Below are 24,164 nucleotides of genomic sequence, written 5' to 3'. Positions count from 1 at the left end.
GACGCCTCCGCCTCGCATCAGACGGGGGGCGGGGGCGTCCTTTCCTGTTCGGGCCTACGAGCGTGCGCAGCGACATGCGGCAGGACTCCTTGATTGGGGTTTCCGGCAGCTTTTGCCCGGCGGGAGCGCGTTGCTAATCGCTGCGCATAGGGCGTTCATCTCGGTTCGCGAAGGTGAAGATGCGGGTTGATCAGGAAAGACAACTGTCGGTTGTCATCCGTTCGCGAAAAAGCATCCGCAAGTTGGTTGCAGCGCCCCTTTCGCACGGTGCATGATGCAAGGCGTGAGCACGATGTTTTGCGAGCGTGAGGAGACGCCCATGAGCTTCCGAGACAACCTTCAGCATCTGCGCGACCTACAGGATATGAGCCAGGCGGATTTGGCGCAGCAAATCGGCGTGAGTCGCCAGTCAGTGGCGAAATGGGAGGCCGAGAAGAGCTATCCCGAAATGGACAAGCTTATCAAGATATGCGATCTGTTCGGCTGCTCTCTCGACGACCTCGTGCGTGGTGACCTCGCCGGACGCGAAGCGGCTTCCGCAGGGTCGTCTGTCGTCGAGGGCGCCAATGTGGTTCGATGCAACCGACTGATGCGAGAGCTCGGGACATTGCCAAGCCGACTCCGATCAACGGGGCGGATCGTGATGCTGGGCGCTCGCTTCCAGGGCGTTTTTAAGTTGTGAGTTCCTTCTCTAGCAGCTTCTCCAGGGTGCGCCAGGCAAGTTCGGCGCACTTGACGCGGGCGGGCATGCGGGCGATGGACTCGAGCTCGGCTGCCTCGTCGAGGTCGGCGCGCTCTTCGTCGGTGAGCGGGCGACCCTTGATCATGTCCAGGTAGAGGCTGGAAAGGCGCTGCGCTTCGGCGATGGTTTCGCCGGTGATCAGGTCGGCCATCATGTCGGCCGCCGCCTGGCTCACGGCGCAGCCGTGGCCGGTGAAGGCGGCTTCCTCGATCACGTCGCCCCTCAGGCGCAGCGCCAGCGTCAGCTCGTCGCCGCAGCTGGGGTTCACGCCATCGTGCGTGCACGTGGGCTCGTCCATCCGGTACTTGTAGTCGGGGTGCGCGTTGTGCTCCATGAGCGCCGCGGTGTAGATGCTAGCCATTGAAGATCCTCCAAACGGTGTCGAGCCCAACGATCAGCGCCTCGATATCGCTTTCGTCGTTGTAGAGCGCCAGCGAGGCTCGGCAGCACGACTCTTCCCCTAGCCATGTCAGCAGCGGCTGCGCGCAGTGCTGGCCGGCGCGAATCGCAACGTTGTGCTCGTCGAGGATGCTGGCCACGTCGTGCGGGTGTATGCCGTCTACGTTGAAGCTGACAGCGCCGTGGTGCTGCGCCGGGTCGGGATGACCGAGAACGCGGACGTAGGGAAGCTCTGCCAAACGATCCATGCATGCGCGCACGAGCGCCTGCTCGCGTGCTTGCACGGCATCCCAGCCGATGCTCTCGATATACGCGATGCCTGCAGCGGACGCGGCGATGCCCGCGGCGTCCTGCGTGCCCGCTTCGAACTTTTCGGGCACGGGAGCCCAGACGGCGTCGATCTGCGTGACCGACGAGATCATCTCGCCGCCCGTGAGAAACGGGGGCATCTCTTCAAGCAGATCCAGGCTGCCCCAGAGCATGCCCACGCCGAAGGGCCCGAACGCTTTATGCGCCGAGAACGCGAAGAAGTCGCAGCCAATCGCGTGCACGTCCACGGGCATGTGGGGCACCGACTGGGCGCCGTCGACCACCAGGTAGCCCCCCTGAGCATGAACGCGCTCGGCCATGGCCGCCAGAGGGTTCTCGATGCCAAGGACGTTCGACACGTGCGCGGCGGCTACGATCTTGGTCTTCGGCCCGATCTTCGCATCCAGTTCTTCGTCGGTGATCACGCCGTTTTCGTCGGGATACAGGTACACGAGGCTGGCCCCTGTGTTGCGGCATGCTTGTTGCCAGGGGACGAGGTTCGAATGGTGCTCCATGATGGTGACGCACACTTCGTCGCCCGGTTCGAGCACCGTGGGCGCGAAAGCCTTCGCGACCAGGTTGAGCGCTTCGCTGGCGTTGCGGCAAAATACCAGTTCGCGCGCGTCGTGAGAGCCGATGAAGCGGGCGATGCGCGCGCGAGCCTCGTCGATGGCCTGGGTGGCGTCCACTGAAAGCCGGTAGAGGCCGCGCAGCGCGTTTGCGTTCATGGTCTCGTAGAATGCGCGTTGGGCGTCCAGAACCGCAGCGGGCCGCTGCGCCGTGGCGGCGCTGTCCAGAAAGGCCATGCTCGGGTTTGCCTCGAGCAGCGGAAAGTCCTTGCGGTACGGATTGGCGGCGATGTCGACGCTCATGCGGTTGCCTCCTCGAAAACGATGCCGCGCGCAGCGGCTAGGCGGGTTACGGCGGCGCGCGTTCGGTCGTCCTTGGCGCTGAACGCCGCCTCCTCGAAGCTGGCGGTGACGAACAGGCGCTCGGCTGCGTCGGGGGATACCCCTCGGCTGGCCAGGTAGAACAGCTGCTCCGGGCGCACGTGCCCGATCGTGGCACCGTGGTTTCCGGCCACGTCGTCTTCGTCGCAGAGGATCACGGGCACCGTGCGATTTTCCACGCGCTCATCGGCGAGAAGGACGGTTTCCTGCTCGGACCCTTCGGATCCTTTGCACCCGTGCGCAAGCTCGATGGTTCCGCGCAGCGTTTTCGAGGACGCTCCGGCCAGCACGCCGTTGGCGTTGAAAGCACAGGTGGTGCGGCGTCCCCGCTGATGCGCTACGTAGTTGAAATCCCGCTGCTCCTGGGCGTGCCCTAGATAGCGCGTGTCCGCATCCAAGCGCGCGTCGTCTCCTCGCAGGTCGGCTGCGAGGCCCGTGTAGCTGCGGCCCGCGCCCAGCACGACGTGGCGCACGGTCATGCGGCCGTTTCGGTCGAGCACGATGCCGGTGTCGTCGAGCGCCGTCCAGGAGTCGTCGAGCGTCTGCGTGCAGGCAAGGTCGATGTGCGCGTTTTCGCCGGCGAACGCGCGGATGCGCGTCCCGACCGCGCCTTCGCCGGCACGGGGGGAGTCCATCGTGACGGTAAGCGCAAGCGACGAGTTCGGCGCTGCGACCAGGTCGATGGCGGCTGCGTTGACCGCGCCGTCGACGCCTTCGATGCGAATGGATGCGTGCGCGGTTTCTCCCGGGCTCGTGGCCAGCACGATGGGCTCTCCCGCTGCGAATTCAAGATATTCCCGCGCTTGATGGCCCATGCCCGTTTCGAACGCCTCCACCATGCTGTTTTCCAGCTCCCTTTCGGCGGCGGCCCGCTGAAAGGGGGTAAGCGCGGGAACGTCCAGGTCGGCGGGGTCGGTCGTGCCGCAGGCTGCCGCGACGATGGCCCGAGGCTCGGCTTCCGATGCGGGCGTCCTTTCGTCAAGCGCTGCCTGGGCGCGTTCGAGCGCATGGTCGAACGCGTTCGCCTTGCCGACGAGCGACGACGGCGCAACCGTCTCCACGCAACGCGCATGTTCCAAGTCGGCGGGCAGCTCGATGGTCACATCGTTCATGCGAAGCCTGTGCCACGTGGGGGCGGGCATGGCGTTCGCGTGTTCTATCGTGAGGGTTTCCATTATCCGATGGCCCCTTCCATTTCAAGCTTGATCAGGTTGTTCATTTCCACGGCGTACTCAAGGGGCAGCTCCTTCGACACGGGGTCGGCGAAGCCGTTCACGATCATCGTGCGCGCCTCCTCCTCGGATACGCCGCGGCTCATCAGGTAGAAGACCTTGTCGTCTCCGATGCGGCCGATGGTGGCCTCGTGGCCGATGTCCACGTGCTTGCAGCGGATGTCCATGGCCGGGATGGTGTCCGAGCGGCTGAGATCGTCGAGCATGAGCGACTGGCACGATACGCTGGCCGCGGATCCTTTCGCTGCTTTGGTAGCTACGATGGACGACCTGAACGTCGAGATGCCGCCGCCTTTCGAGATGGATTTCGTTTCAATGGACGCGGACGCATCGGGCGCGGCAAGCACCACCTTGCAGCCCGTGTCGAGGTTCTGCCCCGCTCCGGCGAAGGTGATGCCGGTGAACGTGCAGGTGCTTTTCCGTCCGGCAAGGATGGACATGGGGTAGAGGTAGCCCACATGGCTGCCGAAGGAGCCGCTGATCCACTCCACGGACCCGCCTTCGTCTACGCGGGCGCGCTTGGTGTTGAGGTTGTACATGTTCTTCGACCAGTTCTCGATGGTCGAGTAGCGCAGGCGCGCGTTCTTGCCGACGAACAGCTCCACCGCGCCGGCGTGCAGGTTGGCCACGTTGTATTTCGGCGCGGAACAGCCCTCGATGAAATGCAGGTCGGCTCCGTCTTCCACGATGATGAGCGTGTGCTCGAACTGACCGGCCCCCTTCGCGTTCAGGCGGAAGTAGCTTTGCAGGGGGAAGTCGAGCTTCACGCCCTTCGGAACGTAGACGAACGAGCCGCCGCTCCATACTGCGCCATGCAGCGCGGCGAACTTGTGATCGGCAGGCGGGATGAGCGTCATGAATCTTTCCTTGATGAGCGGCTCCCAATCCTGGTCCAGCAGCGCTTCCTCGATGCCGGAGTAGACGATGCCCATACCGGCCGCGGTGTCTTGCATGTTGTGGTAGACCAGTTCGGAATCGTACTGCGCTCCCACGCCGGCAAGGTACTCGCGCTCCGCTTCGGGTATTCCCAGTCGGTCGAACGTGTTTTTGACGTCGTCGGGAAGGCTGTCCCAGTCGCTTTGCATTTCCGTGCGGGGCTTTACGTACGTGGCGATGTCGTCCATGTCGAGCCCGCCCAGTCCGGGGCCCCAGTCAGGGCTTTTCATACGATGATACGTATCGAGGGATCGCAGGCGAAAGTCCAGCATCCAGCCGGGCTCGTTCTTGCGTTCGGAGATCTCGCGCACGATGGACGGCGTAAGGCCCGCGTCAAGGCGCTCGATGCCGGTTTCGTCGTTCGCGAAATCGTAGAGGCTGCGATCGATGTCGTCGACGTGCGTTCGTTGCTTCGTCATGGCTTCCTCCCTACGCGGTTGTGGTGCAGCCATGCTGCGCATCGCAACCGGTGCTCGCCGCATTGGCGCACGCGGCGTCTGCCTGGTCCATGAGCTCGAAGCGCTCGAAGCCGTGGGAGTCTATCTCGCGGATGAGCGATGCATCGCCGCTTTCGACGATGCGCCCGCGCACCAGCACGTGGACGCGGTCGATGTCCAACCGCTCCAGGATGCGGGTGTTGTGGGTGATGATGACCAGCGTGCCTTCGCACGAGCGGCGGTACGCATCGATGCCTCGCGAGACTACGCCCAGGGCGTCCACGTCAAGGCCGGAGTCCGTTTCGTCCAGGATGGCGAGCTTCGGTCGCAGCAGCAAAAGCTGCAGCATCTCGAGCTTCTTCTTCTCACCGCCGGAGAAGCCCACGCCCAGCTCCCGGTCGAGGTAGGCGGGATCCATGTCCAGCTCTTGCGCAAGGTCGCGCACGTGCTTGCGGAACAGCTTGCCCTTCATGGCGGATCCTTCGCGACCTGCTGCGGTGGCGCGCAGAAAGCTGGAAACTGGGACGCCTGGTATCTCGACCGGCGCCTGGAAGCTGAGGAACAGCCCCGCATGCGAGCGTTTGTCCGGGGCGAGGTCGGTGATATCTCGACCGTCGAACCGTATCGTGCCGCTTTCGACGGTGTAAACGGGACTGCCCATGGCAACGTGCCCGAGCGTTGACTTGCCGGCGCCGTTCGGCCCCATGATGACATGGGTTTCCCCGGCTCCGATGTTCAGATGTATGTCGTTGAGAATGGCTTTGTCGTTGGCTGAGACGGTAAGCCCCTGTACGGACAGGAGCGGGCTTTTTCCGGTCATGCGAACGTTCCTTTCGTGTTCGGGGCGGGTGGCGCGCCTTGGGAGGCGCATCGCCCGAAATCTCTCGTCGTAAGTTAATCATATAGTTTTGCTAGGATTAAAATAAACCGATACCGTGAAAAGTCAAGCATTAATCCTAGAAAGTTGATAGAATTTATGCAAAACGTTCGGTGCCCGGTGCGACCGGCGTGCCGATTTTGCCGGAGCTCGTGCGGCGTGGAGGGAAGGAGTTTCGATGCTCGTATCGACGAAGGGCCGTTATGCGTTGCGGCTCATGGTGTGCGTGGCCCAGGCGGGAGACGGGGCGAAGGTTGCGTTGCGCGAGGTTGCCGAACGGGAGGACATCTCGTTCAAATACCTTGAGCAGCTTGCCCGCCCGCTTGTTCAGGCAGGACTGCTTCGTAGCGTCCGCGGCAAAGGAGGCGGTTATGTACTGGCGGACGACCCGGCTGCCATCAGGGCCGGAGACGTGCTGCGCGCGGTTGAGGGCAGCACGGCCCCGGTGGCGTGCATGGGTCTTGACGGCGACGAGCGATGCCCGCGTTTGTCGGAGTGCACCACCGTTCGCTTCTGGGCTGGTCTCGACAAGACGATAGAGGACTATGTCGACGGCGTGACCTTGGCCGATCTGGCAATGGTTCCGGCGGTGCGTTCGTGACGTCGTTCAGCGACGCCGATCCAGCGGGCGCGCCACAAGGTCGCCGTTTTTCCCAAGGTCGATGGCAAGCGGTCGAGCTTGGCGGGGGTCCGAAGCGGGGAAGTCGAGGCGGTAATGGGCGCCGCGACTTTCAGTGCGCGTTCGTGCCGCTTTCACGATAGACCTTGCGAGGGTCAGTTGGGCTAGGGTGCGCGCCGTTTCCGCAGCTTGCCGAGGATCTTCGGTTCGGCGTTTTGCGGATTCGGCCTGCTCGGCCAAGTCCTCCAAGGCTTTCTGCGCTGCATTCAGCCCATGCTCGCTTCGTGCGATCATGCAGTGCTCGGTCATGATGCGTCTCAGCGCCTTGCGGATGTCGACGCCGTTTTCGATGCCGATTCCTTCGAATGCGGCGCGAACGTGAGGCTGACGGCTGCTTTGCGCCCCTGTTTTTCCGGCCCATGCTGCCGCCGAGACTCCTGCTCGCAAACCGAACACGATGCCGTTCGCGCTTGAAAGGCCGCCGATGCGATCGGCGCCGTGCATGCCGCCCGTTGCCTCGCCGCAGGCGTAAAGCCCGTCGACGCCGGTTGCCGCATGCTCGTCGATGAGGACGCCGCCGTTCGCCGCATGGGCGTAGGGGGCGATGACCAGCTCGTCGTCGATCCGGATGCCGCAGTCTTTCTCCAGCCAGTCGAAGTACGTGCGCACGAATTCGGGTAGTTGGCAGGAGCTGTCGAAGCGGTAGCGCACGGTCAGGCCGTTCGAGCCTGCGTTCGCCAGCGCAAGGTCCACATCGCGCGATGCGAGCCGGGCTGTGAAGGGTCCGTGGCCCGATCGCGCTTCCAGCGCAAAGCGAGCGTCCGGCACCTCGCGCAGCGCGTCGCGCCCCTCCGCGTCGAACAGTTGGGCGAATCGAAACGTCTTTTCGTTGAACACGATGCCGCTCTTTGGATGAACAAGCCCCGGCATCATCTGCATGAACTCCAGGTTGACGAGCGTGCAGCCGCTGCGCAGCGCAACGGCTTGGGCGGTTCCCTGCACGTCGTCCGCCGTGAGCCGGCGCTCGAACAGTCCGCCGTAGCCGCCCGTGGCAAGCACGACGGCGCCGGCCGGGACCAGTTCGAACGACTGCGCCGCATGGTCGAACAGCACGGCTCCCGTGGCGGTTCCTTCTTGCATGGCCAGGTCGATCAATTCTTGGCGAGGGAGCACGGTTACGTTCAAGCGATCAAGCTCGGCGGCCATGGCGTGCTCGAACGGGCCGCGCTCGATGCCCCTCCATAGACGGTGCTTGCGGTCGAAGCAGGGGATGAATTCGCGCTCCTGTGCACGTGCGGGCTTCTTGAGCGTCATGCCAAGCGCTTCCAGCTGCGCGAGTCCATCGGAGATGCCGCCGACGAACGACGCGACCAACGCGGGGTCGGCCATGCCGCAGCCCACGTCGAGAATGCGGTCTGCAAGGTCGGCTTCGTCGGAGGGCGATTCGGGACCGATGAACCCCAGGCCCCAGGTGCCCGGGTAGAAGCTCGAGCCCGAGAACAGGGGTCCCAGACAGGCGATTGCCGTGCGCGCTCCCGCGCGTGCCGCCGAGATTGCCGCCATGGTTCCGGCTATGCCGCAACCTATCACAAGGACATCGAAGCGCTTCGGTCGGTTCAGGTGCATACAGTCTCGCCTTCCATGTTCGCGTTCCACCGTCCGCGCTCCGCGCGGCACTGCATCGCGGTAGAGGATTGGACGTTCTGTGGCTTGCTGATAACGATTGGATGAACCACATAAGCATACGACATGGGTGGGGTATGTTCGAAGACGAGAAAACGAACGGGCGAACGTTGGGGTTCGCAAGGAGGACGCACGATGGAACGGAATGCACGCGATGACAACCCCGGGAAGGGCGGTTCGCTGCGCGCGCTGTTCGACGACCTGTCGTTGCCGCAGGTGGTCGCCGGCGCGCTCGCAGCCGTTACCTCCATGTTGCTGGCGTCTCAAATAGGCATTTACGGATCGGTGATCGGCGTGGGCGTGGGCTCCATCGTTTCGGCGGTGGCGTCGCAACTGTACAAGAAGTTCTTCACCGCCTCAGCCGAAAAGCTGCGCGAGCTGAAGCCAGGCGACCCTGGATATGGATCCGATGACGATTCGCGCGCCGCGTCGACCGTCGCCTTGTCGCCCGTCGGCGAAACGGCGGTTCTGCGACCGGTGACCGTGCGCCGGTCGCTCACGCCTCGGATCGGCGATGCCGCGCTTCTTGGCGACGTGACGGCGCAGCGGGTTCGCGACAATCGCGAACGCAAGCGCAGGACGCAGCGCAAGATCGTCGCGGTATCTGCCGCGTCGGCGGTGGCGGCGGTGTTGATCTCGGCCTTTGCGGTCAATCTGATCACGCAGGGCGAGGGCTTCGGCGCGCGGCCGGAGCCGCTCGTTTCGGTGCAGAGGCAAGAGGCTCCGCAGGACGTGGGCGGTGCTTCGACCGGGCAGGGGCAAGCCGGTTCGTCGGGGTCGGCCGCAAGCGCCGACACGCAGAAGCCCGGCAAAAGCGAGGGCTCTTCCGCGGGATCCGGATCTTCGGCCGGCCAGCAGGGTTCGCCGGGCGCCGACGGATCGAATTCCGGCAGCGCCGGCACCGGCACCGGCGACGGTTCTGGCTCTTCGGGAGCGGGCGGATCCGGTTCGGGCGCGGCGGGCGGATCGGGTTCTGGCGCCGGCACCGGGTCGGGGGGCGCTGGCGGCACCGATGCTGGCGGGCCGGCTGACGGCGGCAGCGGATCGGGATCGGGTTCGACTTCGGGTGGCAGTTCCGGTTCGTCCGGCTCGGGTTCTGCGACGGGTTCGGGCTCCGGGTCCTCCACGGGTTCGACCGCTCCGGCGAGCGCTCAAGCCGCCGCGGGCCCGGCGGGCAGCTCGGCTAGCGTGACGGCTTAGGCCGTGCGGCCTTCGCCTTGAACAGGCCGTGCTGGTTGCAGAAAGCGTAAACGGTTCCCGATCCCATGATGGGGAACCGTGCTTCGGCCGCCTGTTCCGGGTACAGCTTTCGCAAGTGCAGACGGTCCGTTGTGGCGTAGGCGATGAAGCTCACGAAGTGCTGCTTTGTCATGGGGTGGCCCATCGTTACGTAGAAGTCGTGTTCCACCACGTCGATTTCCAGGTGATGCGCGCTGTCGGCGGGGTCCGCCTCTTCGGCATCGAGGGCGGGGAGCAGGATGCCGCAGCAGCTGAACGCGCCCTCGCCGGTTGCATGGACGACGTTGCCGCAGAGGGGGCAGACGTAGAAGCGTGTGCGCAGCATGTTGGCGCAGCGGTTCGAGTTGTGGGCGCATTCTCCCGAAAGCAGTTCGGCCACCGACACGTCGAGCGCCGCGCTCAAAGGCTCGACCAGCGTGATGTCGGGAAGTCCTTTTCCCGTTTCCCATTTGGAAACCGCTTTGTCGGTGACGCCGAGGCGGTTGGCAAGCTCGCGTTGCGTGCAGCCTTTTCGTTCGCGCAGCTTGCGGATGGTGTCGCCGGTAATGTAGGTGGACATGGAGTGCTCCGTTCGGTGGTCGTGGGCGGTTTGCAACGCCCCTGTTTCGATTGCATCGAGTATGGGGCTGCTTTCGCGTGCGGGCAACCTACGCTTCGTGGAGTGCCGGGGATGAAGTCGGTCATTGCACGCTCACGCGCCCTTCTTCCACGTGCCAGCGCGTGCTGGTGCAAGCGGTCAGGAACGCTTGGTCGTGCGATACGGCAACGAGCGCGCCGGGGTAGGCCGCAAGCGCGCGTTCGAGCGCTTCTGCCGAATGCAGGTCCAGGTGGTTGGTGGGCTCGTCCATCACGATGAGCGCCGGCTCGTCCAGCATGCCTTGGGCCAGCATCAATTTTCGCAGCTCGCCCGGGCTCACATCGCTGCCGGCCAGGATGCGCTTCGCGTTCGAGTTGAGCTGGGTGACGATCGAAAGCAGGCGTCCCATGCGGGCCTCGTCGGTTGAAAGCAGGCTGTTCGCGATGCTCCTTGCTTCGGCGGGCGATACTTCCTGCGGGATCGTCAGGACGGCGATATCGTTGAGAAGCTGTTGGAGCAGGTGGCGCACGAGCGTCGATTTGCCCGCGCCGTTCGGTCCCGAGATGCCGATGTGGTCGGTGTTTCCGAGGACGAGTTTCGGAAGCGTGAGCCGACCCTGTCCGCAGGGGATGACGTGCTCGTCCATGAACAGGAGCGTTGCGCGCGGATGGGGTTTCGACTCCAGCCAGAGCGACCCGTTGTAGCGTTTCGCCGTGCGGATGCCCTGCGCTTCCCGTCGGGCTCGTCCGGCGCGCGCGTCCATGTTCGACGCGAGCGCGCCGGTCTTGCCGTCCTGCCCGGAGTACACGGCAAGCCGACGCTTTTCCCTGCCGTCGCTATCGTGCTTGTCCAGGTGCCGGGCGCTCAGCCGGGCTGCCGTTCGCGCGGCTTGTCGGGCCCGCTCGTTCGCTTCGGCCGCCAGGCGTTCGGCTTCTCGCTTGGCGGTTGCTCGTTTGGCCAGGGCTTCGGCTCGTTCGCGCTCGTGTTGCATGCGCGCTTCGTCGTAGGTTCCCGGGCGCATGGACCAAGTTCCGGCTTCGAACATAAGGCAGCGTTCGACCAGGGCGTTCAATAGATCGCGATCGTGCGATACGAGGATGCCGATGCCGCGATAGCCCTTGAGCGCCTGCGCAATGGCGGCGCGGCAGGGCGCGTCCACGTGGTTCGTGGGCTCGTCGAGCGCCAGTATGTCGGGGCTTTGCCAAAGCGCCACGGCTACCTGGACCTTCTTGCGTTCCCCAAAGCTGAGTTCGTCGAACCGCCAGGGCATATCGTCTCCAATGCCCAGATTCTCGCGCAGCGCGATTGCGCGGCGAGAGAAATCGCATGCGAAGTCGTACAGCAAGTCGGGCGAGGTAACGGCGTCTTGAGGGCAGTACGTTGCCGTGCGCTGGGGAAAGATGCTGCCGACGTCGGGTTGGGCCAGGCCGCATGCGATGCGCACAAGCGTGCTCTTCCCGCAGCCGTTATCGCCGATGACGCCGCACCAGCCTTCGGCAAACGTAGCCGAGACATGCTCGATGGCGGGTGCGGGCGACCCGGGGTAGGTGTAGCCGATATCGTGTAAGGTGAGAACCATGAAGACCTCCTGTGAGTTCGGAGGCCCTGCATGCGGATGTTCGCATAGGGGGCTCGCTGACGCGCTGAGCGGCGCGTGGGCGTTGGGTCGAGCGTATGGATCTGCGATGCGAGTCCGCGCAGGGCCGAGCGCCGTGTGGGCGCCGGGATACGTCGGGGTTGGGGCATCGCTAGAACTTCATGTATCGCTCTCCTTGGAGTGGCGGGCGCTTGGCATGGGAGCGTCCGCGAAACGTTGCCGTGCGAGTGTAGCACGCGTCCGGGCGCGCGGGCAAGCGCTTCGGGGGCATGGCGGGGTCGTCGGCCATAAAGCGCGGATGCGCGCCATTCCAAATGTGGGCGCGAATCGGGACCTGTGACAATTCTCAGAGAGCACGAGCCCGTTCTCCGGCCGCAGATCAAAATGGGACCAGGCCTTTTGCTGACGAGTCGTCTCAAAGACGTTTTCGCCGCACGATTTTTTTGTCACGGGTGCCGATTTGCGCCCAGCTCCCGTCCGCCGCTTCGTTTCGGAGCGGCGCAATGCTACCATGTTCGCCGATAGAAAGGATTGCCATGAGCGTTGCAGACGATGCCGTATCGAAACTCGAGTTGATCATGGGCCGCGAAGGCGTTGAGCGCCTGGCCGCCTCCACCGTTATGGTGCTGGGCTTGGGCGGCGTGGGGTCGAACTGCGTCGAAGCGCTCGCACGTGGCGGCGTGGGGCGCTTGATCGTGGTGGACCACGATGTGGTGCAGGCGAGCAACATCAATCGACAGGCCATCGCGTTTCATAGCACCATCGGGCGCAAGAAGACGGAGGTGGTGCGCGCCATGGTGGCCGACATCAACCCGAACGCCCAGGTAGAGGCGCTGGACACGTTCGTGCTGGCCGAGAACGTCCCTGCTCTTTTGGGCGAGTTCGGCGTGCGCGCCGACTACGTGGTGGACGCGATCGACACCATTTCCACGAAGCTGGCGATCGCGGAATATGCGGATCGCGAGGGCGTGCGCCTGATCAGCAGCATGGGGGCGGCGAACAAGCTGCATCCCGAGTGCTTTCGCGCAGCCGACGTGTACGAAACGGTGAACTGCCCGCTGTGCCGCATCATGCGCAAGGAAGGCCGCAAGCGCGGCATTCGCAGCCTGCGGGTGCTGTATTCATGCGAGCAGCCGGTCGAAGTGCCAGTGCGCGAAGGCGCCGCGCGGCGCGAGCGGTCGAACCTGGGAACGGCGTCGTACGTGCCGCCTATCATGGGGCAGATGATCGCGGGCGAGGTGCTTCGCGAGCTGGCGGGAATCGGTCGATGACCATTTTGGGGACGGCATCTTCGGTGGTCGACGGCGACGTTTCGTCGATGCGCCTTTTCGACCTGCACTGCCATGTGGACTTCGCGCCGAATGCGGCTTCGCTTGCGGTCGGTCTTGACGAGCTTGGGGTGAGCGCCCTGTCGGCAACGGTGACGCCCGAGGGCTACGAGCGCGCCGTGCAGGAATTGGCGGCGTGCGGCAACGTGCGCGTTGGCTTGGGCCTGCATCCCTGGTGGGTGGCCGGAAGCGAAACGGGCGACGGGGGCGAAGCGTTGGAGTCGTTCGAACGGTTGGTAGGATCGGCCCGGTTTATCGGCGAGATCGGACTGGACTTCGGTGCGAGGCACGTTGCGTCGCGTGAAGCGCAGGAGCGCGCGTTCGATCGCGTGGTCTCTGCATGCGTCAAGCGGGGGGACAAAGTGCTAACGCTCCATGCCGTACGCGCGGCGGGTGCGGTCCTCGATGCGCTCGAACGACATCGCGCGACAGAAGGCAACGCATGCGTGTTCCATTGGTTCTCGGGCTCGTCCGGCGATCTGCAGCGCGCGATACGGCTCGGCTGCTTCTTTTCGGTAGGCCCGCGCATGCTGGCCACGAAGCGCGGGCGCGCTTATGCGCGCGGCCTGCCCCGCGAGCGCTTGCTGTTGGAGACCGACGAGCCTTCTTCGCCGGGCGCGTCCCTTGAAGCCGGTGTCTGGAGAGGGCTTCTTGAGCGCACGTTGGCCGATCTTGCGGGTTTGCGCGACGAATCGGCTGCTGATCTGGGCATGCGGATTGCCGCTACCAGCGCATCGTTGCTTGTGCGTTAGCGCCAGTCCTCTTCGTCGGCGAATTCCCAGCCGAACAGCGCATCGCCTACAAGGCGGAAGTTGAACGGCAGCGGTTTCGCCAGAGCGCCAGAATCGATGCGCTCCGCGATTCCCTCAAGCTCGCTCAGAAGGTCGAAAAACGAGATGTCGTCGAGCGACGGCATGCCTGCCGCTACCTCTTCGGGCGAAATGAGCATGATGTCAAGCATGATGTCCAGATAGCCGTCGAGCTGAGCGTTGCTCTCCTGCAGCGCTTCAACCTGGTTTTCGGGGAAGAGCGACTCTTCGATGCAGTACCAGCCCTTGACGGAGCCGTCGTCTTCGTCCATGAGGTCGCTCAGGACGATGCCGTTGGCTTCCAGGTCATCCACGGTGTAGCACGACATGAGCATCTCGGGCGTGACGACGGGGTCGTCGTTCTCGTCGAGGTCGCTCATCACGTAGACCACCCGTGCGGCAACGCCGTTTTCTCCGATGTCGAGCGACAGCCCGTAGTGGTATCCCGGATTTGCCTGGCGCGTGCCCCAGTACAGTTCGCCGTGGTGCTCCAAAAGCGTTTTGACGGTTGCGGCCATAAGGCCCCCTTTGAATCCGTGCCCGTTACATGCGAGAAGTATAGGGCATCGCGGGGCGGTGGGAGACTGCGCGATTGCAACGGGGCGGATTCGTCATACGCTCGACGCTTCCGCTTGCGTGGTACCATGTTCGCCGACTGAAAGGGGAAGCTATGCCGCTGATTCATTTGGAAGGTTTGGACGACGCGCGCTTGGCGGTGTACTCCGGCATGACGGATGCGCAGCTGCGGGATTGCCCGGACTTTGAGGGCGGCTTGTTCATAGGGGAGTCGCGCAAGGTGATCGAACGGGCGCTCGCCGCCGGCGCGCGCCCGGTTTCGCTGTTCGTGGAAGAATGCTGGCTCGACCAGACGATGCCGCTGATCGATCGGCTGCTGCGGATCGACCCCGAACTTCCGGCGTTCGTGGCAACGCGCGAGCGGTTTCACGCGCTGACCGGCTACCAGGTGACGCGCGGGGCGTTGGCGGCGTTCGAGCGTCCGCCGCTTCCGTCGGTGGAAGATCTGCTGGCCGATGCGCGCCGCGTTGCGGTGCTGGAGGACATCACGAACTACACGAACATCGGCGCCGTGTTCCGCTCCGCCGCCGCGCTCGGCATCGATGCCGTGTTGGTCACGCCTTCGTGCCATGATCCGCTGTACCGTCGTGCGGCGCGCGTGTCCATGGGGACGGTGTTCCAGGTGCCGTGGACGCGCATCGGCAGCGTGCGCGAATGGGCCGTCGAAGGCGTTGCCTTGCTGCACGACCTGGGATTCAAGGCTGCAGCGTTGGCGCTTTCCGACGATTCGATCCCGCTGCACGACGCGCGCCTGCGCGCATGCGAGAAGCTGGCGCTCGTGCTGGGCACCGAAGGCGACGGCCTTGCTCCGGCTACCGTGGCGGCGTGCGACTACACGGTGAAGATCCCCATGGACCACGACGTGGATTCCCTGAACGTGGCCGCTGCCAGCGCCGTTGCCTTTTGGGAGCTGCGCACGAAGTGGCGATAGAGACGAAGCGGCTTTGACGGAGTTGCGTCCCCGTAAGCAGAGTAATCCAGGTTGACAAAGCGTTGCAGACGCGTTCGGTCGGTCATGTGCCGAATGTTGGTAGGGGGCCGGAATCCGTCGCGCGACGTCATGATTGCGGAGGGTTCGTTAAGGATTTGGAAATAAGTTGGTAAGAAAGACTCAAGAGTGCCTGCATAGCCATTAATCTTTCGGCTTCGTAGACTTGTCGTATGCTGGAAGTGCGTTTCCAGGGGGAGAAGACGAGTGTAGGAGGAGCGATGACGGGTTATTTGGAAAAAGCTCGAAGCGCCTGCGAAATTGATCGTAGGAAGTTTGTCCAGGGGAGTTTGGCGGCCACGGCCGCCTTGGCTGCAACGTCTGCTTTGTCGGGTTGCTCGCCCAAGGTTGAGCCTGCAAAGGAGACTGCTTCTCAGCCGAGCGAGCGCAATCTGGTTGAAGGCGAATGGTTGTCTGCTCCATGTTGGCATAACTGCGGAGGCCGTTGCTTTAACAAAGTTCTGGTAAAAGACGGCGTTATCGTACGTCAAAAAACCGATGACGTGCATGAGGATACGTGGGAATATCTTCAGCAGCGCGGTTGTTTGCGGGGGCGTTCTCAGCAGCAGCAGGTGTTTTCGGCTCAGCGCATCAAATATCCTATGAAGCGCAAAAACTGGGAGCCGAACGGGGGTGGCAAGCGCGAGCTGCGCGGCGTTGACGAATGGGAGCGCATCAGCTGGGATGAAGCGCTGGATCTTGTCGCAAGCGAAATAAAGCGCATGTATGCGGACTTCGGGCCGCGCTCGGTGTATATGAACTCGTATGGGACGGGTCCTCTTGGCGGCATTTTGAATCTTATGGGAGGCCATATCAGCAGTCAGGCCACCGACTCCTTCGGATCTTGGTACGCCGGTCCTCTCATGTTGGGTACGACGTACCACACCTACGAGCCGGACTTGTGCTCCACCAATGACCGGTTCGACGTGCTTAATGCGGAGACTGTTGTCCTGTACGGCTGCAATCCGGTATGGGCATCGCCTGGAAACCCTTCGTACGTATTCATGAACGCGAAAAAGGGCGGCACTCAGTTCGTCTATGTGGGTCCCAGCTACAATGTATCTGCGCAGTTGCTCGACGCTCGCTGGATTCGCGTCCGTCCGGGAACCGATACAGCCTTTTTGCTGGCGGTCGCTTACACTATGCTCACTGAAGACAGCGAGTCCAATCCTCTTATCGACTGGGATTTCTTGAATCGCTGCACAGTTGGCTTCGATTCCGATCACATGCCCGCAGATGCGAAAGTGGATGAGAACTTCCGTTCCTATGTTCTGGGCGAGTACGATGGAATTCCCAAGACACCTGAGTGGGCGCATGAAATGTGCGGCACGCCGGTGGAGGATATCCAGTGGTATGCGCGTGAGATGTCGTGCCAAAAGAAGGTTATGATTCTGCACAGCTATGCTGCGGCGCGCTGCAACGGCGCCGAGGATCTTCCTCAGCTGTATTTGACCGTTGGCGCTATGGGCGGTCATATGGGCAAATCTGGGCATGCATGCGGATCCGCCTATCAATACGAGGCGGGCAACAGCGGCTCTTACCTTGTGTCGTGGGGTGCAACAAGCTTGCAGGCCATGGACTCCATGATGAATCCCATTGACGACCTGTTGCCGAGCGCTCAAATCAACCGGGCTATTGTTGAAGGTCGTTACTACTATAGCGGAAACATCGTTGGCCCGAAGATGGCAACGAAGCCGGGCGAGTGGCGAGAGATCGACGTGCGGCTTATTGTCAACCATGGTGCGAACTTCTTCCAGTCTCGCGTTGACGTGAACAAGGCGGTTGAGGCGTATCGCAAAGTCGAAACTGTTATTACGGCAAGCTATGATTTCAATCCTTCCGCGCAGTACAGCGATATCGTTTTGCCCGCAACGACCGCTTGGGAGGTGAAGTGCTCGCTGGTCGACACGGTTATGGCTACGGCGAGCATGTGCCATGGTCGTGAAATGCTCTACTTCCCCAATCAGGTATGCGAGCCTTTGTTTGAGGCGAAAACTGATTACGAGTTAAGCTTGCTTCTTGCTGAAAAGCTCGGTCTTCCTAAAGAAAAGCTCTTCGCAGGAACCCCTGCTCAGATGTTCCTAGTGGCCATCAAGGGTGCGACGGTTGTGGGCGAAGATGGCGTAACGCCCGAACCGCTCGTAACCATTGACGACGAGGGCCTTGCATACTACAAAGAGCGCTTCGGGGATGCTACGTGCGAGCACCAGAAAGGTCGCATTACGATCAAGGAGTTTGCCGAGCGTGGAGGCTATCAGGTTGAGCGCAAGCAGGGCGACAACTATGGCTTTATTGCCTACGAAGCCTTCCGCAACGATCCGGAAAACAATCCACGCGAATCGGCAAGCGGTAAGCTCGAGATCTATTGCCAGGCGAAGGCTGACTCCTACAACATGGTTGGGTATATGGACGAAGAGTACAAACCATACCCAACGTATCACAAGCCTGTCGATGGTTACGAAGCTTCGTTCTCTGATTGGGGAAGCAAGGCGAAGGGCGAGTATCCGTTCCAAATGTTCACCCCCCATTATCTGCGTCGCGCTCATACAGTGTTCGAGAACCTACCTTGGGTGCGTGAAGCATTTGTTAACCCGGTGTTTATCAATGCTTCTGACGCTGCTGAAAAGGGTATTTCGGACGGCGATACGGTGCTCGTGTACAACCAGTACGGAAAAGTACTGCGCAATGCTACCGTGCTCGAGTCGATTATGCCTGGTTGCATCGCTCTTCCGCACGGCGGATGGCCGAAGATCGACCCGAAGACGGGCATCGATCATGGCGGCAATGAGAACGTTCTGACTGGCAGTGTGGAATCGCCTCAGCCTATGCTTGGTTCGTACAACACCGTTTTGGTGAACTATGAGAAATGGACGGAAGAGGCGCTTAAGCCTGACAGCGAGACGGATCCCTGCAACATGCCGGCGCTGGATTAAGGAAGGGAGATAGCAATGACCAAACAGGGATTCTATTTTGATCTCACGAGCTGCTCGGGCTGTCGTACGTGCCAAGTAGCATGCAAAGATAAAAATGCTCTTGGCGTGGGTACGCTGTTCAGGCATGTTCATACGTTTGAAACGGGAGCATATCCCGAGGCTCGTCTATATAGCTTCGCTGCCACCTGCAACCACTGCATGAATCCTGCCTGCGTCGAGGCGTGTCCTAATAGTGCCATGTACATTGATGAAGAAGATGGCACCGTCCAGCATGACGACAGCAAGTGCATCGGGTGCCAGTACTGCGTTAAAGCGTGTCCCTACGGCGTGCCTCAATATATTGAGGAGAGCAAGCTCACGCACAAGTGCGACGGCTGCATTCAGTTGCGCAAAAATGGCGAAGTCCCGGCATGCGTCGCCGCATGTCCGATGCGCGCCATTGAATTTGGCTCTTATGATGAGCTTCTGGCTGCGCATCCGGAAGCCGTGAGCGATGTTGCCGTTCTGCCGAACTCGGCTGAAACCAGCCCTTGCACCTTGATCAATCCGAAGCCGGCCGCTTTGGAGCAGGATTATCGACCTGTTTCTCTGTAGCGCGCCATCCATGTACGGGCCGCGGTGTAAACCCTCCCTCGCACCGCGGCCCCTTGAGGGGGTATCATGAATAACGACGATGCTGTAGCGGTTGTCCTTGCAAATCGCTGCTTTTTGTACCGCTATCTGTGGCGTTTATTTGCATTCGAACCCGATGAAGGTTTGCTTTCCACGGTGCAAAGTGATCGGGTGCGCGAAGCGCTCGATCTAGCTGATTCCGATGATTCGCGTCTTGTCGATGGACATCGCCTCTTGCTGGAGCTTCTCGAAGATCAAGATGTGGATGCATTGAAGAGCGAATACGTGAAGTTGTTCATCGGGCCGGGCGAGATTCCTGCACCGCTTTGGGAGTCGGTGTATGTTGTCGGAGAGGATTTGCTGTTCCAGCAAAGCACGCTTGATGTCCGAGAAGCGTATCGTGCTGCTGGTTTTCAGGCCGCGGGGTATCCCCATGAAGCGGATGACCATGTGGGAATCGAGTTGGATTTTATGGCAACGCTTGCCGAAAAAACGCTTGAGGCGTGGAATGCGGGCAATCGAGACGAAATGGCCGATATGCTCTTGACCCAGGATCGCTTCCTTGAGGAGCACCTGCATGCATGGCTGCCTGCATTCGTCGATCGATTGAATAGCCGCGCACCTCATGGCGTAAGCCGGTTTTACCCAAGTGCTGCGGCTCTGACTCGCGAAGTCTGCTTCAGCGATGGCGATATCCTGAAAGAGCTCATTGCCGTGATTGACGCATAGTCCACCGGGGCGTGGTTGTTTCATCCTATAATGAAGGCCGCTCAAAGGGGGAGGGGCTGGAGTGAGAAACATCAAACTGAAGACAAAATTCTCAGTGCTTATGGTGGTGCTGTTTGCGCTTTTTCTAGGCGTTAATCTAGTTTGGACATCACATGCTCAGCGCGTGCAAACGGAAACGGAACTGCGAGAGAAAGGGCAGGTTCTCTCGCAGCAGATGTCGGCAGTGTGGGACTTCATGTCTTCCAACCAGGACAAATTCGAGTCCACGGCTTATTCGAAAAACGGTGTATACCAGGGGCTTCATTGCGCTATTGCGGGAAGAAGCATTGGAAAACTATTCACGATAGAATCGGGATACGAGACTCGATTCGTTAATTTCAATCCTCGCAATCAAGAGGATCAGCCCGATGCATTTGAGCAAAAGGCTCTGACGGCCTTCAATGAGAAGCCAGATACCAAGGAGTATTACGCGGTTACCGAATATAAAGGTCGTGAAGTGTTTCGCTACCTTGCCCCCATGAAGATAGAGCGCAGCTGTCTTGAGTGCCATGGCGGTCCTAAGGGTGAGATCGATGTGACTGGCTATCCTAAAGAAGGATGGGAAATCGATGATATCGGCGGTGCTATCAGCATTGTCATACCTATGGATATGTACGCCGCCGCTTCGCGTGAAAACATCGTGCAGGATGTGCTCTTCTTCGTCGGCCTTTTAATAGCATGTTTGGCTATTGTGTACGTGGCGCTTTCCCATTTGGTCATACGCCCATTGCAGCGCTTTCGCGGTGGAGTGGCCCGCATTCAGGAAGGCGATCTTGATGTGCAGCTTACCGACGCGGAATCTTCCTTGGAATTGAATACGCTTGTCGGGGAATTTAACACAATGGCTCATGAGCTTTCCGATCTCTATGAAGGATTAGAGTCGCAGGTAAGCGAGCGTACGGCGCAGTTGGCTCGGGCTAACGAAGTGTTGAAGGATCATCGCGTGCAGCTTGAGCGGGCTAACGATCGATTGCGAGACGACAACCGCTACAAGTCGGAGTTTCTTGCCATGATGAGCCATGAGCTTCGAACGCCGCTCACGTCCATCATCGCCTTCACCGAACTTTTGAACAAAGAACGTGATCCTTTGGATGAAAGGGAGGCCGAAACGCGGCGTGAAATAGAAGCGAACAGTCGGGCGCTGCTTCTTATGATTAACGACATTTTGGAAATGAGCAGACTTGACGCTGGAAGAATCCTGATGAGTACGGAGATGGTGGATCTTGGGGATGTCGTTGGCATGGTTCAAGCCGTCGTTCAACCGTTGGCGAACCACAAAGCCATTCGTTTTGCGTGCCAAATTGATCCGGACGTTCCTTTGGTTCGGGCTGATTTTGATAAAATGCGCCATGTCCTTGAAAATCTGTGCGGAAACGCTGTGAAGTTCACGCACGAGGAAGGCTCTGTGGATCTGCATATCGGCCACCATCCAGAGTGCGATCAGGTGTGGATCGAAGTTGCCGACACGGGAATCGGTATCGCGGAGAAAGACCAGGAGCGTATTTTCGAGAGATTCGTGCAGGCGGATTCATCGGCTTCGCGACGCTATAACGGAACGGGCCTGGGGCTGGCCCTTGCGAAGGAATATGTTGAGATGCACGAGGGGACTATATCGGTCGAGAGCGCACTGGGCGAAGGGAGCGTGTTCGTCGTGCGTATACCGGTAGGGGGAACAGGGGAATGAACGTGGTTGCCAATTCGAAAATCATGCTCATTGATGATGACGAAGGCTTGCATGTCCTCATGAGGCGCGTCGTCGAAGAGGCGGGCTATGCTTTTTGCGCTGCGTTTGACGGGGAGAGCGGCTTGGCCATGCTTGCTACGGAGAAGCCTGATCTGCTGTTGCTCGATGTGATGATGCCGGGAATGAACGGTTTCGACGTGTGCTTGCGCATGCGCGAGGCAGGGCGACGCATCCCCATTGTTTTCCTATCGGCAAAAGGCGATATCGTCGATAAGAGCATTGGCTTCAAGGCGGGTGGCGATGATTACGTGGTGAAGCCGTTCAGTTCCGATGAGCTGTTGCTGCGCATCGAGGCGCACCTGCGTCGGCATCGCGACGATCTGTCGTTTGCGAAAGCCGTCAGTCGCGAGGGGAGCAATTGCACGGGGGACCTGGAGATCCTGTTCAACCAATACGAGGTGCGCTTGCGAGGACGGCGGGTCGAATTGACCGCAAAGGAATTCGAGATACTGGCTTTGCTGGCCGCCAGTCCAGGGCAGGTTTTTACGCGAGGCCAGATCTACGAACATATTTGGGGCGCGGATAGCGAGGTGGATGAGAGCAGCATCACCGTGTTCATGCGCAAGATTCGCGAAAAGATCGAGGACAACCCATCTCAGCCAAAGTACCTCCTTACGGTTTGGCGCGTTGGCTATAAATTTGCCGAACGGGTGTAGGCAAGGGTACGGCTGCGGGGTGGGTGAGACCGGGGGCGGAGCACCCCCCGGTATCTGCCTTGCTCCCTGCCCCGGATTCAGTCCAGATCCAGCTCTGCGATGACGTCCTTCAGCTTGGCGGCGGATGCTTGCAGGGCGGCGAGCTCCTCCTCGTTGATGGGTGCGGGCACGCGATACTCGATGCCGTCTTTGCCTACGACGGCGGGCAGGCTCAGAACCACGTCGTCCAAGCCGTATTCTCCGCCGTTTTGGTAGTTCGATACGGGAAGGATAGGCTTCTCGTCGCGCACGATGGCCTCGCAGATGCGCTTGACCGCCATGGCGATGCCGTAATACGTGGCCTTTTTCTTCGCGATGATCTCGTAGGCGCTGTTCTTCACGTCCTCTGCGATGCGCTGCATGGACTCCTCATGCTCGAAATGGCCGCGCATCTCGCAGAAGTCGTTCACGGGAATGCCCGAGACGTTCGCCAGGCTCCAGACGGCGATCTCGCTGTCGCCGTGCTCGCCGATGATGCGGGCGTGCACGTTGCGCGGGTCCACGCCCAAGTGCTCGCCCAGGATGTTCTTGAAGCGCGCGGTATCGAGCACCGTGCCGGATCCTATCACGCGATCCTCGGGAAGGCCGGAGAGCTTCAAGGCCACGTAGGTGAGGATGTCCACCGGGTTCGACACCACCAAAAGGATGCCGCCGAAGCCTCGCTTCGCTATTTCGGGAATAATGGACTTGAAGATCCCCACGTTCTTGTGTACCAGGTCAAGTCGCGTTTCGCCAGGTTGTTGGTTGGCTCCGGCCGTAACCACGACGATGGCCGCGTCGGCAAGGTCGTCGTAGTCGCCGGCGTAGATGTTCATGGGGCTGGCGAAGGGCATGCCGTGGCTGATGTCGAGCGCTTCGCCTTCGGCCCGATTGCGGTCGACGTCGACCAGCACCATTTCCGAGAACAAACCGCTTTGCATCAGCGTGAAGGCCGTGGCCGACCCCACGAACCCGCATCCTATGATGGCGACCTTGCGGCCGTCGACCGATTTTTTCATACTGCGACCTTTCCCAAGCGCGATTCTATGGTTTACGCGACCCTACTGGAACCCCTAGCGTTCGTCAAGACCGCGCATCGAGGAAGGACGAAGTATGCCCAAGATCGTTATGATCGACAGCGATTTCGAGAACATGGACTTCGAGGAGCGCATGGCGCGCGATGCGGGCGTGGACTTCGCGTGCTTTGATTCGCGCGGGCCCGAGGACGTCGCTCGCCTTGCGGCCGACGCGGACGGGATAGTCACTTCGTACAGCACGTTGACGCGCGCGACGTTCGAGAAGCTTCCTCGGCTGCGCGTGGTCAGCCGCACGGGCGTGGGCTACGACGCCATCGATGTGGAGGCGGCGACGGAGCGTGGCGTTGCGGTATGCACTGCTCCCGGATACGGCACCGAGGTGGTGTCCGATCATGCGATATCCCTGGCCTTATGCGTCCTTCGTCGACTGAACGAAATCGATGCGGACATGCGTGCGGGCGTATGGGACTATGCGCGGCGCCGTCCTTTAGGCCAGGTGCGCGGCCGGGTGTTCGGCGTGGTGGGCATGGGCGATATAGGTCGTGCCACCGCGCGCAAGGCTGCCGGGCTGGGTTTTCACGTGGCGTGCTGGTCGCGTTCGCTGGTGCCGGGTCGGCGTACGCCGGAGGGTTACGATATCGTGCCGCTCGATGAATTGCTGGAGTCCTCGGATGTGGTCAGCCTTCATGTTGCCCTTACGCCCGAGACCCATCATCTTGTGAACGGCGATCGTTTGGCCCGCATGAAGGACGACGCCGTAGTGGTGAACACGGCGCGCGGCGCGGTGGTGGATACTTTGGCCTTGGCGTCGGCGCTTGAGGCGGGGAAGCTGTGGGGCGCCGGCATCGACGTGTACGAAGGGGAGCCGGTCGATTTCGACCATCCGTTGTTGCGCGCTCCCCATACCGTGCTCACGTCGCATGCGGCGTACTGGTCCGAGGAATCCGGGCTAGAGCTGCGTACGCGCACCATGCGCAGCGCGATCGACGTGGTGCTGGGTCGGCGTCCGGTCGACTGCTTGAATTTCTCCGTGTTCGACTAAGGCGGCTCGGGCGGGCGGATCGGCGCCGTTTTCCGGCGATTTCATGTCTCTGCGCA

At 61.3% G+C, this 24,164-nt stretch carries 22 protein-coding genes; 12 read left to right on the top strand and 10 right to left on the bottom strand.

What is annotated here, in order from left to right:
- Positions 1 to 319 precede the first annotated feature (319 nt).
- Entirely contained in the window at positions 320 to 682 is a 363-nt protein-coding gene (locus DMP08_RS05760) for a helix-turn-helix transcriptional regulator (RefSeq protein WP_244596830.1), read from the top strand.
- Here DMP08_RS05760 and sufU read toward each other — a convergent pair.
- The 5 genes from sufU to sufC are packed head-to-tail and all read right to left on the bottom strand — an operon-like array spanning position 672 to position 5,825.
- Entirely contained in the window at positions 672 to 1,103 is a 432-nt protein-coding gene (sufU, locus tag DMP08_RS05755) for a Fe-S cluster assembly sulfur transfer protein SufU (RefSeq protein ID WP_123192003.1), read from the bottom strand. The two genes, DMP08_RS05760 and sufU, sit on opposite strands and share 11 nt — an antisense overlap.
- Positions 1,096 to 2,322, bottom strand: a complete 1,227-nt coding sequence (locus DMP08_RS05750; protein WP_123192002.1) for an aminotransferase class V-fold PLP-dependent enzyme — start codon at positions 2,320 to 2,322, stop codon at positions 1,096 to 1,098. The genes sufU and DMP08_RS05750 overlap by 8 nt, the downstream gene beginning before the upstream one ends.
- Positions 2,319 to 3,575, bottom strand: a complete 1,257-nt coding sequence (locus tag DMP08_RS05745) for a SufB/SufD family protein (RefSeq protein ID WP_123192001.1) — start codon at positions 3,573 to 3,575, stop codon at positions 2,319 to 2,321. Before DMP08_RS05745 ends, DMP08_RS05750 begins: the two co-directional genes overlap by 4 nt.
- Positions 3,575 to 4,987: a Fe-S cluster assembly protein SufB gene (gene sufB / locus DMP08_RS05740; protein WP_123192000.1), complete on the bottom strand. Its 1,413-nt coding sequence runs from the start codon at positions 4,985 to 4,987 to the stop codon at positions 3,575 to 3,577. The genes DMP08_RS05745 and sufB overlap by 1 nt, the downstream gene beginning before the upstream one ends.
- A gap of 10 nt (positions 4,988 to 4,997) precedes the next feature.
- Complete coding sequence (sufC, locus tag DMP08_RS05735) at positions 4,998 to 5,825, bottom strand: Fe-S cluster assembly ATPase SufC (RefSeq protein ID WP_123191999.1); 828 nt, start codon at positions 5,823 to 5,825, stop codon at positions 4,998 to 5,000.
- Between the two features lie 235 nt (positions 5,826 to 6,060).
- Between sufC and DMP08_RS05730 the strand changes: the two genes are divergently transcribed.
- Positions 6,061 to 6,483, top strand: coding sequence for an RrF2 family transcriptional regulator (locus DMP08_RS05730; RefSeq protein ID WP_123191998.1), 423 nt, complete (start codon positions 6,061 to 6,063; stop codon positions 6,481 to 6,483).
- Positions 6,484 to 6,489: 6 nt separating this feature from the next.
- On the opposite strand, the gene DMP08_RS05725 is transcribed toward DMP08_RS05730, so the two are convergent.
- Positions 6,490 to 8,127 carry an FAD-binding protein gene (locus DMP08_RS05725; RefSeq protein ID WP_123191997.1) on the bottom strand — a complete coding sequence of 546 codons (1,638 nt, stop codon included), beginning with the start codon at positions 8,125 to 8,127 and terminating at the stop codon, positions 6,490 to 6,492.
- 192 nt (positions 8,128 to 8,319) lie between these two features.
- Here DMP08_RS05725 and DMP08_RS05720 point away from each other — a divergent pair, with 192 nt between their 5' ends.
- Complete coding sequence (locus tag DMP08_RS05720) at positions 8,320 to 9,384, top strand: hypothetical protein (RefSeq protein WP_123191996.1); 1,065 nt, start codon at positions 8,320 to 8,322, stop codon at positions 9,382 to 9,384.
- Here DMP08_RS05720 and DMP08_RS05715 read toward each other — a convergent pair.
- Positions 9,368 to 9,982: a helix-turn-helix domain-containing protein gene (locus tag DMP08_RS05715; protein ID WP_123191995.1), complete on the bottom strand. Its 615-nt coding sequence runs from the start codon at positions 9,980 to 9,982 to the stop codon at positions 9,368 to 9,370. The two genes, DMP08_RS05720 and DMP08_RS05715, sit on opposite strands and share 17 nt — an antisense overlap.
- Positions 9,983 to 10,103: 121 nt before the next feature.
- Entirely contained in the window at positions 10,104 to 11,579 is a 1,476-nt protein-coding gene (locus DMP08_RS05710; RefSeq protein WP_123191994.1) for an ATP-binding cassette domain-containing protein, read from the bottom strand.
- A gap of 554 nt (positions 11,580 to 12,133) precedes the next feature.
- On the opposite strand from DMP08_RS05710, the gene DMP08_RS05705 reads away from it, so the two are divergent.
- Complete coding sequence (locus DMP08_RS05705; protein ID WP_123191993.1) at positions 12,134 to 12,868, top strand: tRNA threonylcarbamoyladenosine dehydratase; 735 nt, start codon at positions 12,134 to 12,136, stop codon at positions 12,866 to 12,868.
- A complete protein-coding gene (qatD, locus tag DMP08_RS05700) occupies positions 12,865 to 13,677 on the top strand; it encodes a Qat anti-phage system TatD family nuclease QatD (RefSeq protein WP_123191992.1) in 813 nt (270 codons plus the stop codon). Before DMP08_RS05705 ends, qatD begins: the two co-directional genes overlap by 4 nt.
- On the opposite strand, the gene DMP08_RS05695 is transcribed toward qatD, so the two are convergent.
- The gene (locus DMP08_RS05695; protein WP_123191991.1) at positions 13,674 to 14,252 is read right to left on the bottom strand and encodes a hypothetical protein; all 579 of its coding nucleotides are present in this window, start codon (positions 14,250 to 14,252) and stop codon (positions 13,674 to 13,676) included. The two genes, qatD and DMP08_RS05695, sit on opposite strands and share 4 nt — an antisense overlap.
- Before the next feature lie 152 nt (positions 14,253 to 14,404).
- Between DMP08_RS05695 and DMP08_RS05690 the strand changes: the two genes are divergently transcribed.
- From DMP08_RS05690 to DMP08_RS05665, 6 genes are all read left to right on the top strand, one after another.
- Complete coding sequence (locus tag DMP08_RS05690) at positions 14,405 to 15,241, top strand: TrmH family RNA methyltransferase (protein ID WP_123191990.1); 837 nt, start codon at positions 14,405 to 14,407, stop codon at positions 15,239 to 15,241.
- A 278-nt stretch (positions 15,242 to 15,519) separates the two neighbouring features.
- Positions 15,520 to 18,231, top strand: coding sequence for a molybdopterin-dependent oxidoreductase (locus tag DMP08_RS05685; RefSeq protein ID WP_123191989.1), 2,712 nt, complete (start codon positions 15,520 to 15,522; stop codon positions 18,229 to 18,231).
- Positions 18,232 to 18,246: 15 nt separating this feature from the next.
- The gene (locus DMP08_RS05680; protein WP_123191988.1) at positions 18,247 to 18,825 is read left to right on the top strand and encodes a 4Fe-4S dicluster domain-containing protein; all 579 of its coding nucleotides are present in this window, start codon (positions 18,247 to 18,249) and stop codon (positions 18,823 to 18,825) included.
- Between the two features lie 66 nt (positions 18,826 to 18,891).
- A complete protein-coding gene (locus tag DMP08_RS05675; RefSeq protein ID WP_123191987.1) occupies positions 18,892 to 19,572 on the top strand; it encodes a TorD/DmsD family molecular chaperone in 681 nt (226 codons plus the stop codon).
- Between the two features lie 61 nt (positions 19,573 to 19,633).
- On the top strand, positions 19,634 to 21,295 hold the full coding sequence (locus DMP08_RS05670) for an ATP-binding protein (protein WP_123191986.1): 1,662 nt from the start codon (positions 19,634 to 19,636) through the stop codon (positions 21,293 to 21,295).
- A complete protein-coding gene (locus tag DMP08_RS05665) occupies positions 21,292 to 22,011 on the top strand; it encodes a response regulator transcription factor (protein WP_170158409.1) in 720 nt (239 codons plus the stop codon). The genes DMP08_RS05670 and DMP08_RS05665 overlap by 4 nt, the downstream gene beginning before the upstream one ends.
- 77 nt (positions 22,012 to 22,088) lie before the next feature.
- Here DMP08_RS05665 and DMP08_RS05660 read toward each other — a convergent pair whose 3' ends face one another.
- On the bottom strand, positions 22,089 to 23,048 hold the full coding sequence (locus tag DMP08_RS05660) for an L-lactate dehydrogenase (protein WP_123191985.1): 960 nt from the start codon (positions 23,046 to 23,048) through the stop codon (positions 22,089 to 22,091).
- Between the two features lie 94 nt (positions 23,049 to 23,142).
- Here DMP08_RS05660 and DMP08_RS05655 point away from each other — a divergent pair, with 94 nt between their 5' ends.
- Entirely contained in the window at positions 23,143 to 24,108 is a 966-nt protein-coding gene (locus DMP08_RS05655; protein ID WP_123191984.1) for a C-terminal binding protein, read from the top strand.
- The last annotated feature ends 56 nt before the right edge of the window (positions 24,109 to 24,164 follow it).

Origin of the sequence: Paraeggerthella hongkongensis (assembly GCF_003726035.1) — a bacterium.
GTDB classification, from domain to species: Bacteria; Actinomycetota; Coriobacteriia; order Coriobacteriales; family Eggerthellaceae; genus Paraeggerthella; species Paraeggerthella hongkongensis.
The sequence above is the reverse complement of the archived record's forward strand: the minus strand, read 5'-3'. Positions and strand labels throughout refer to the sequence as shown.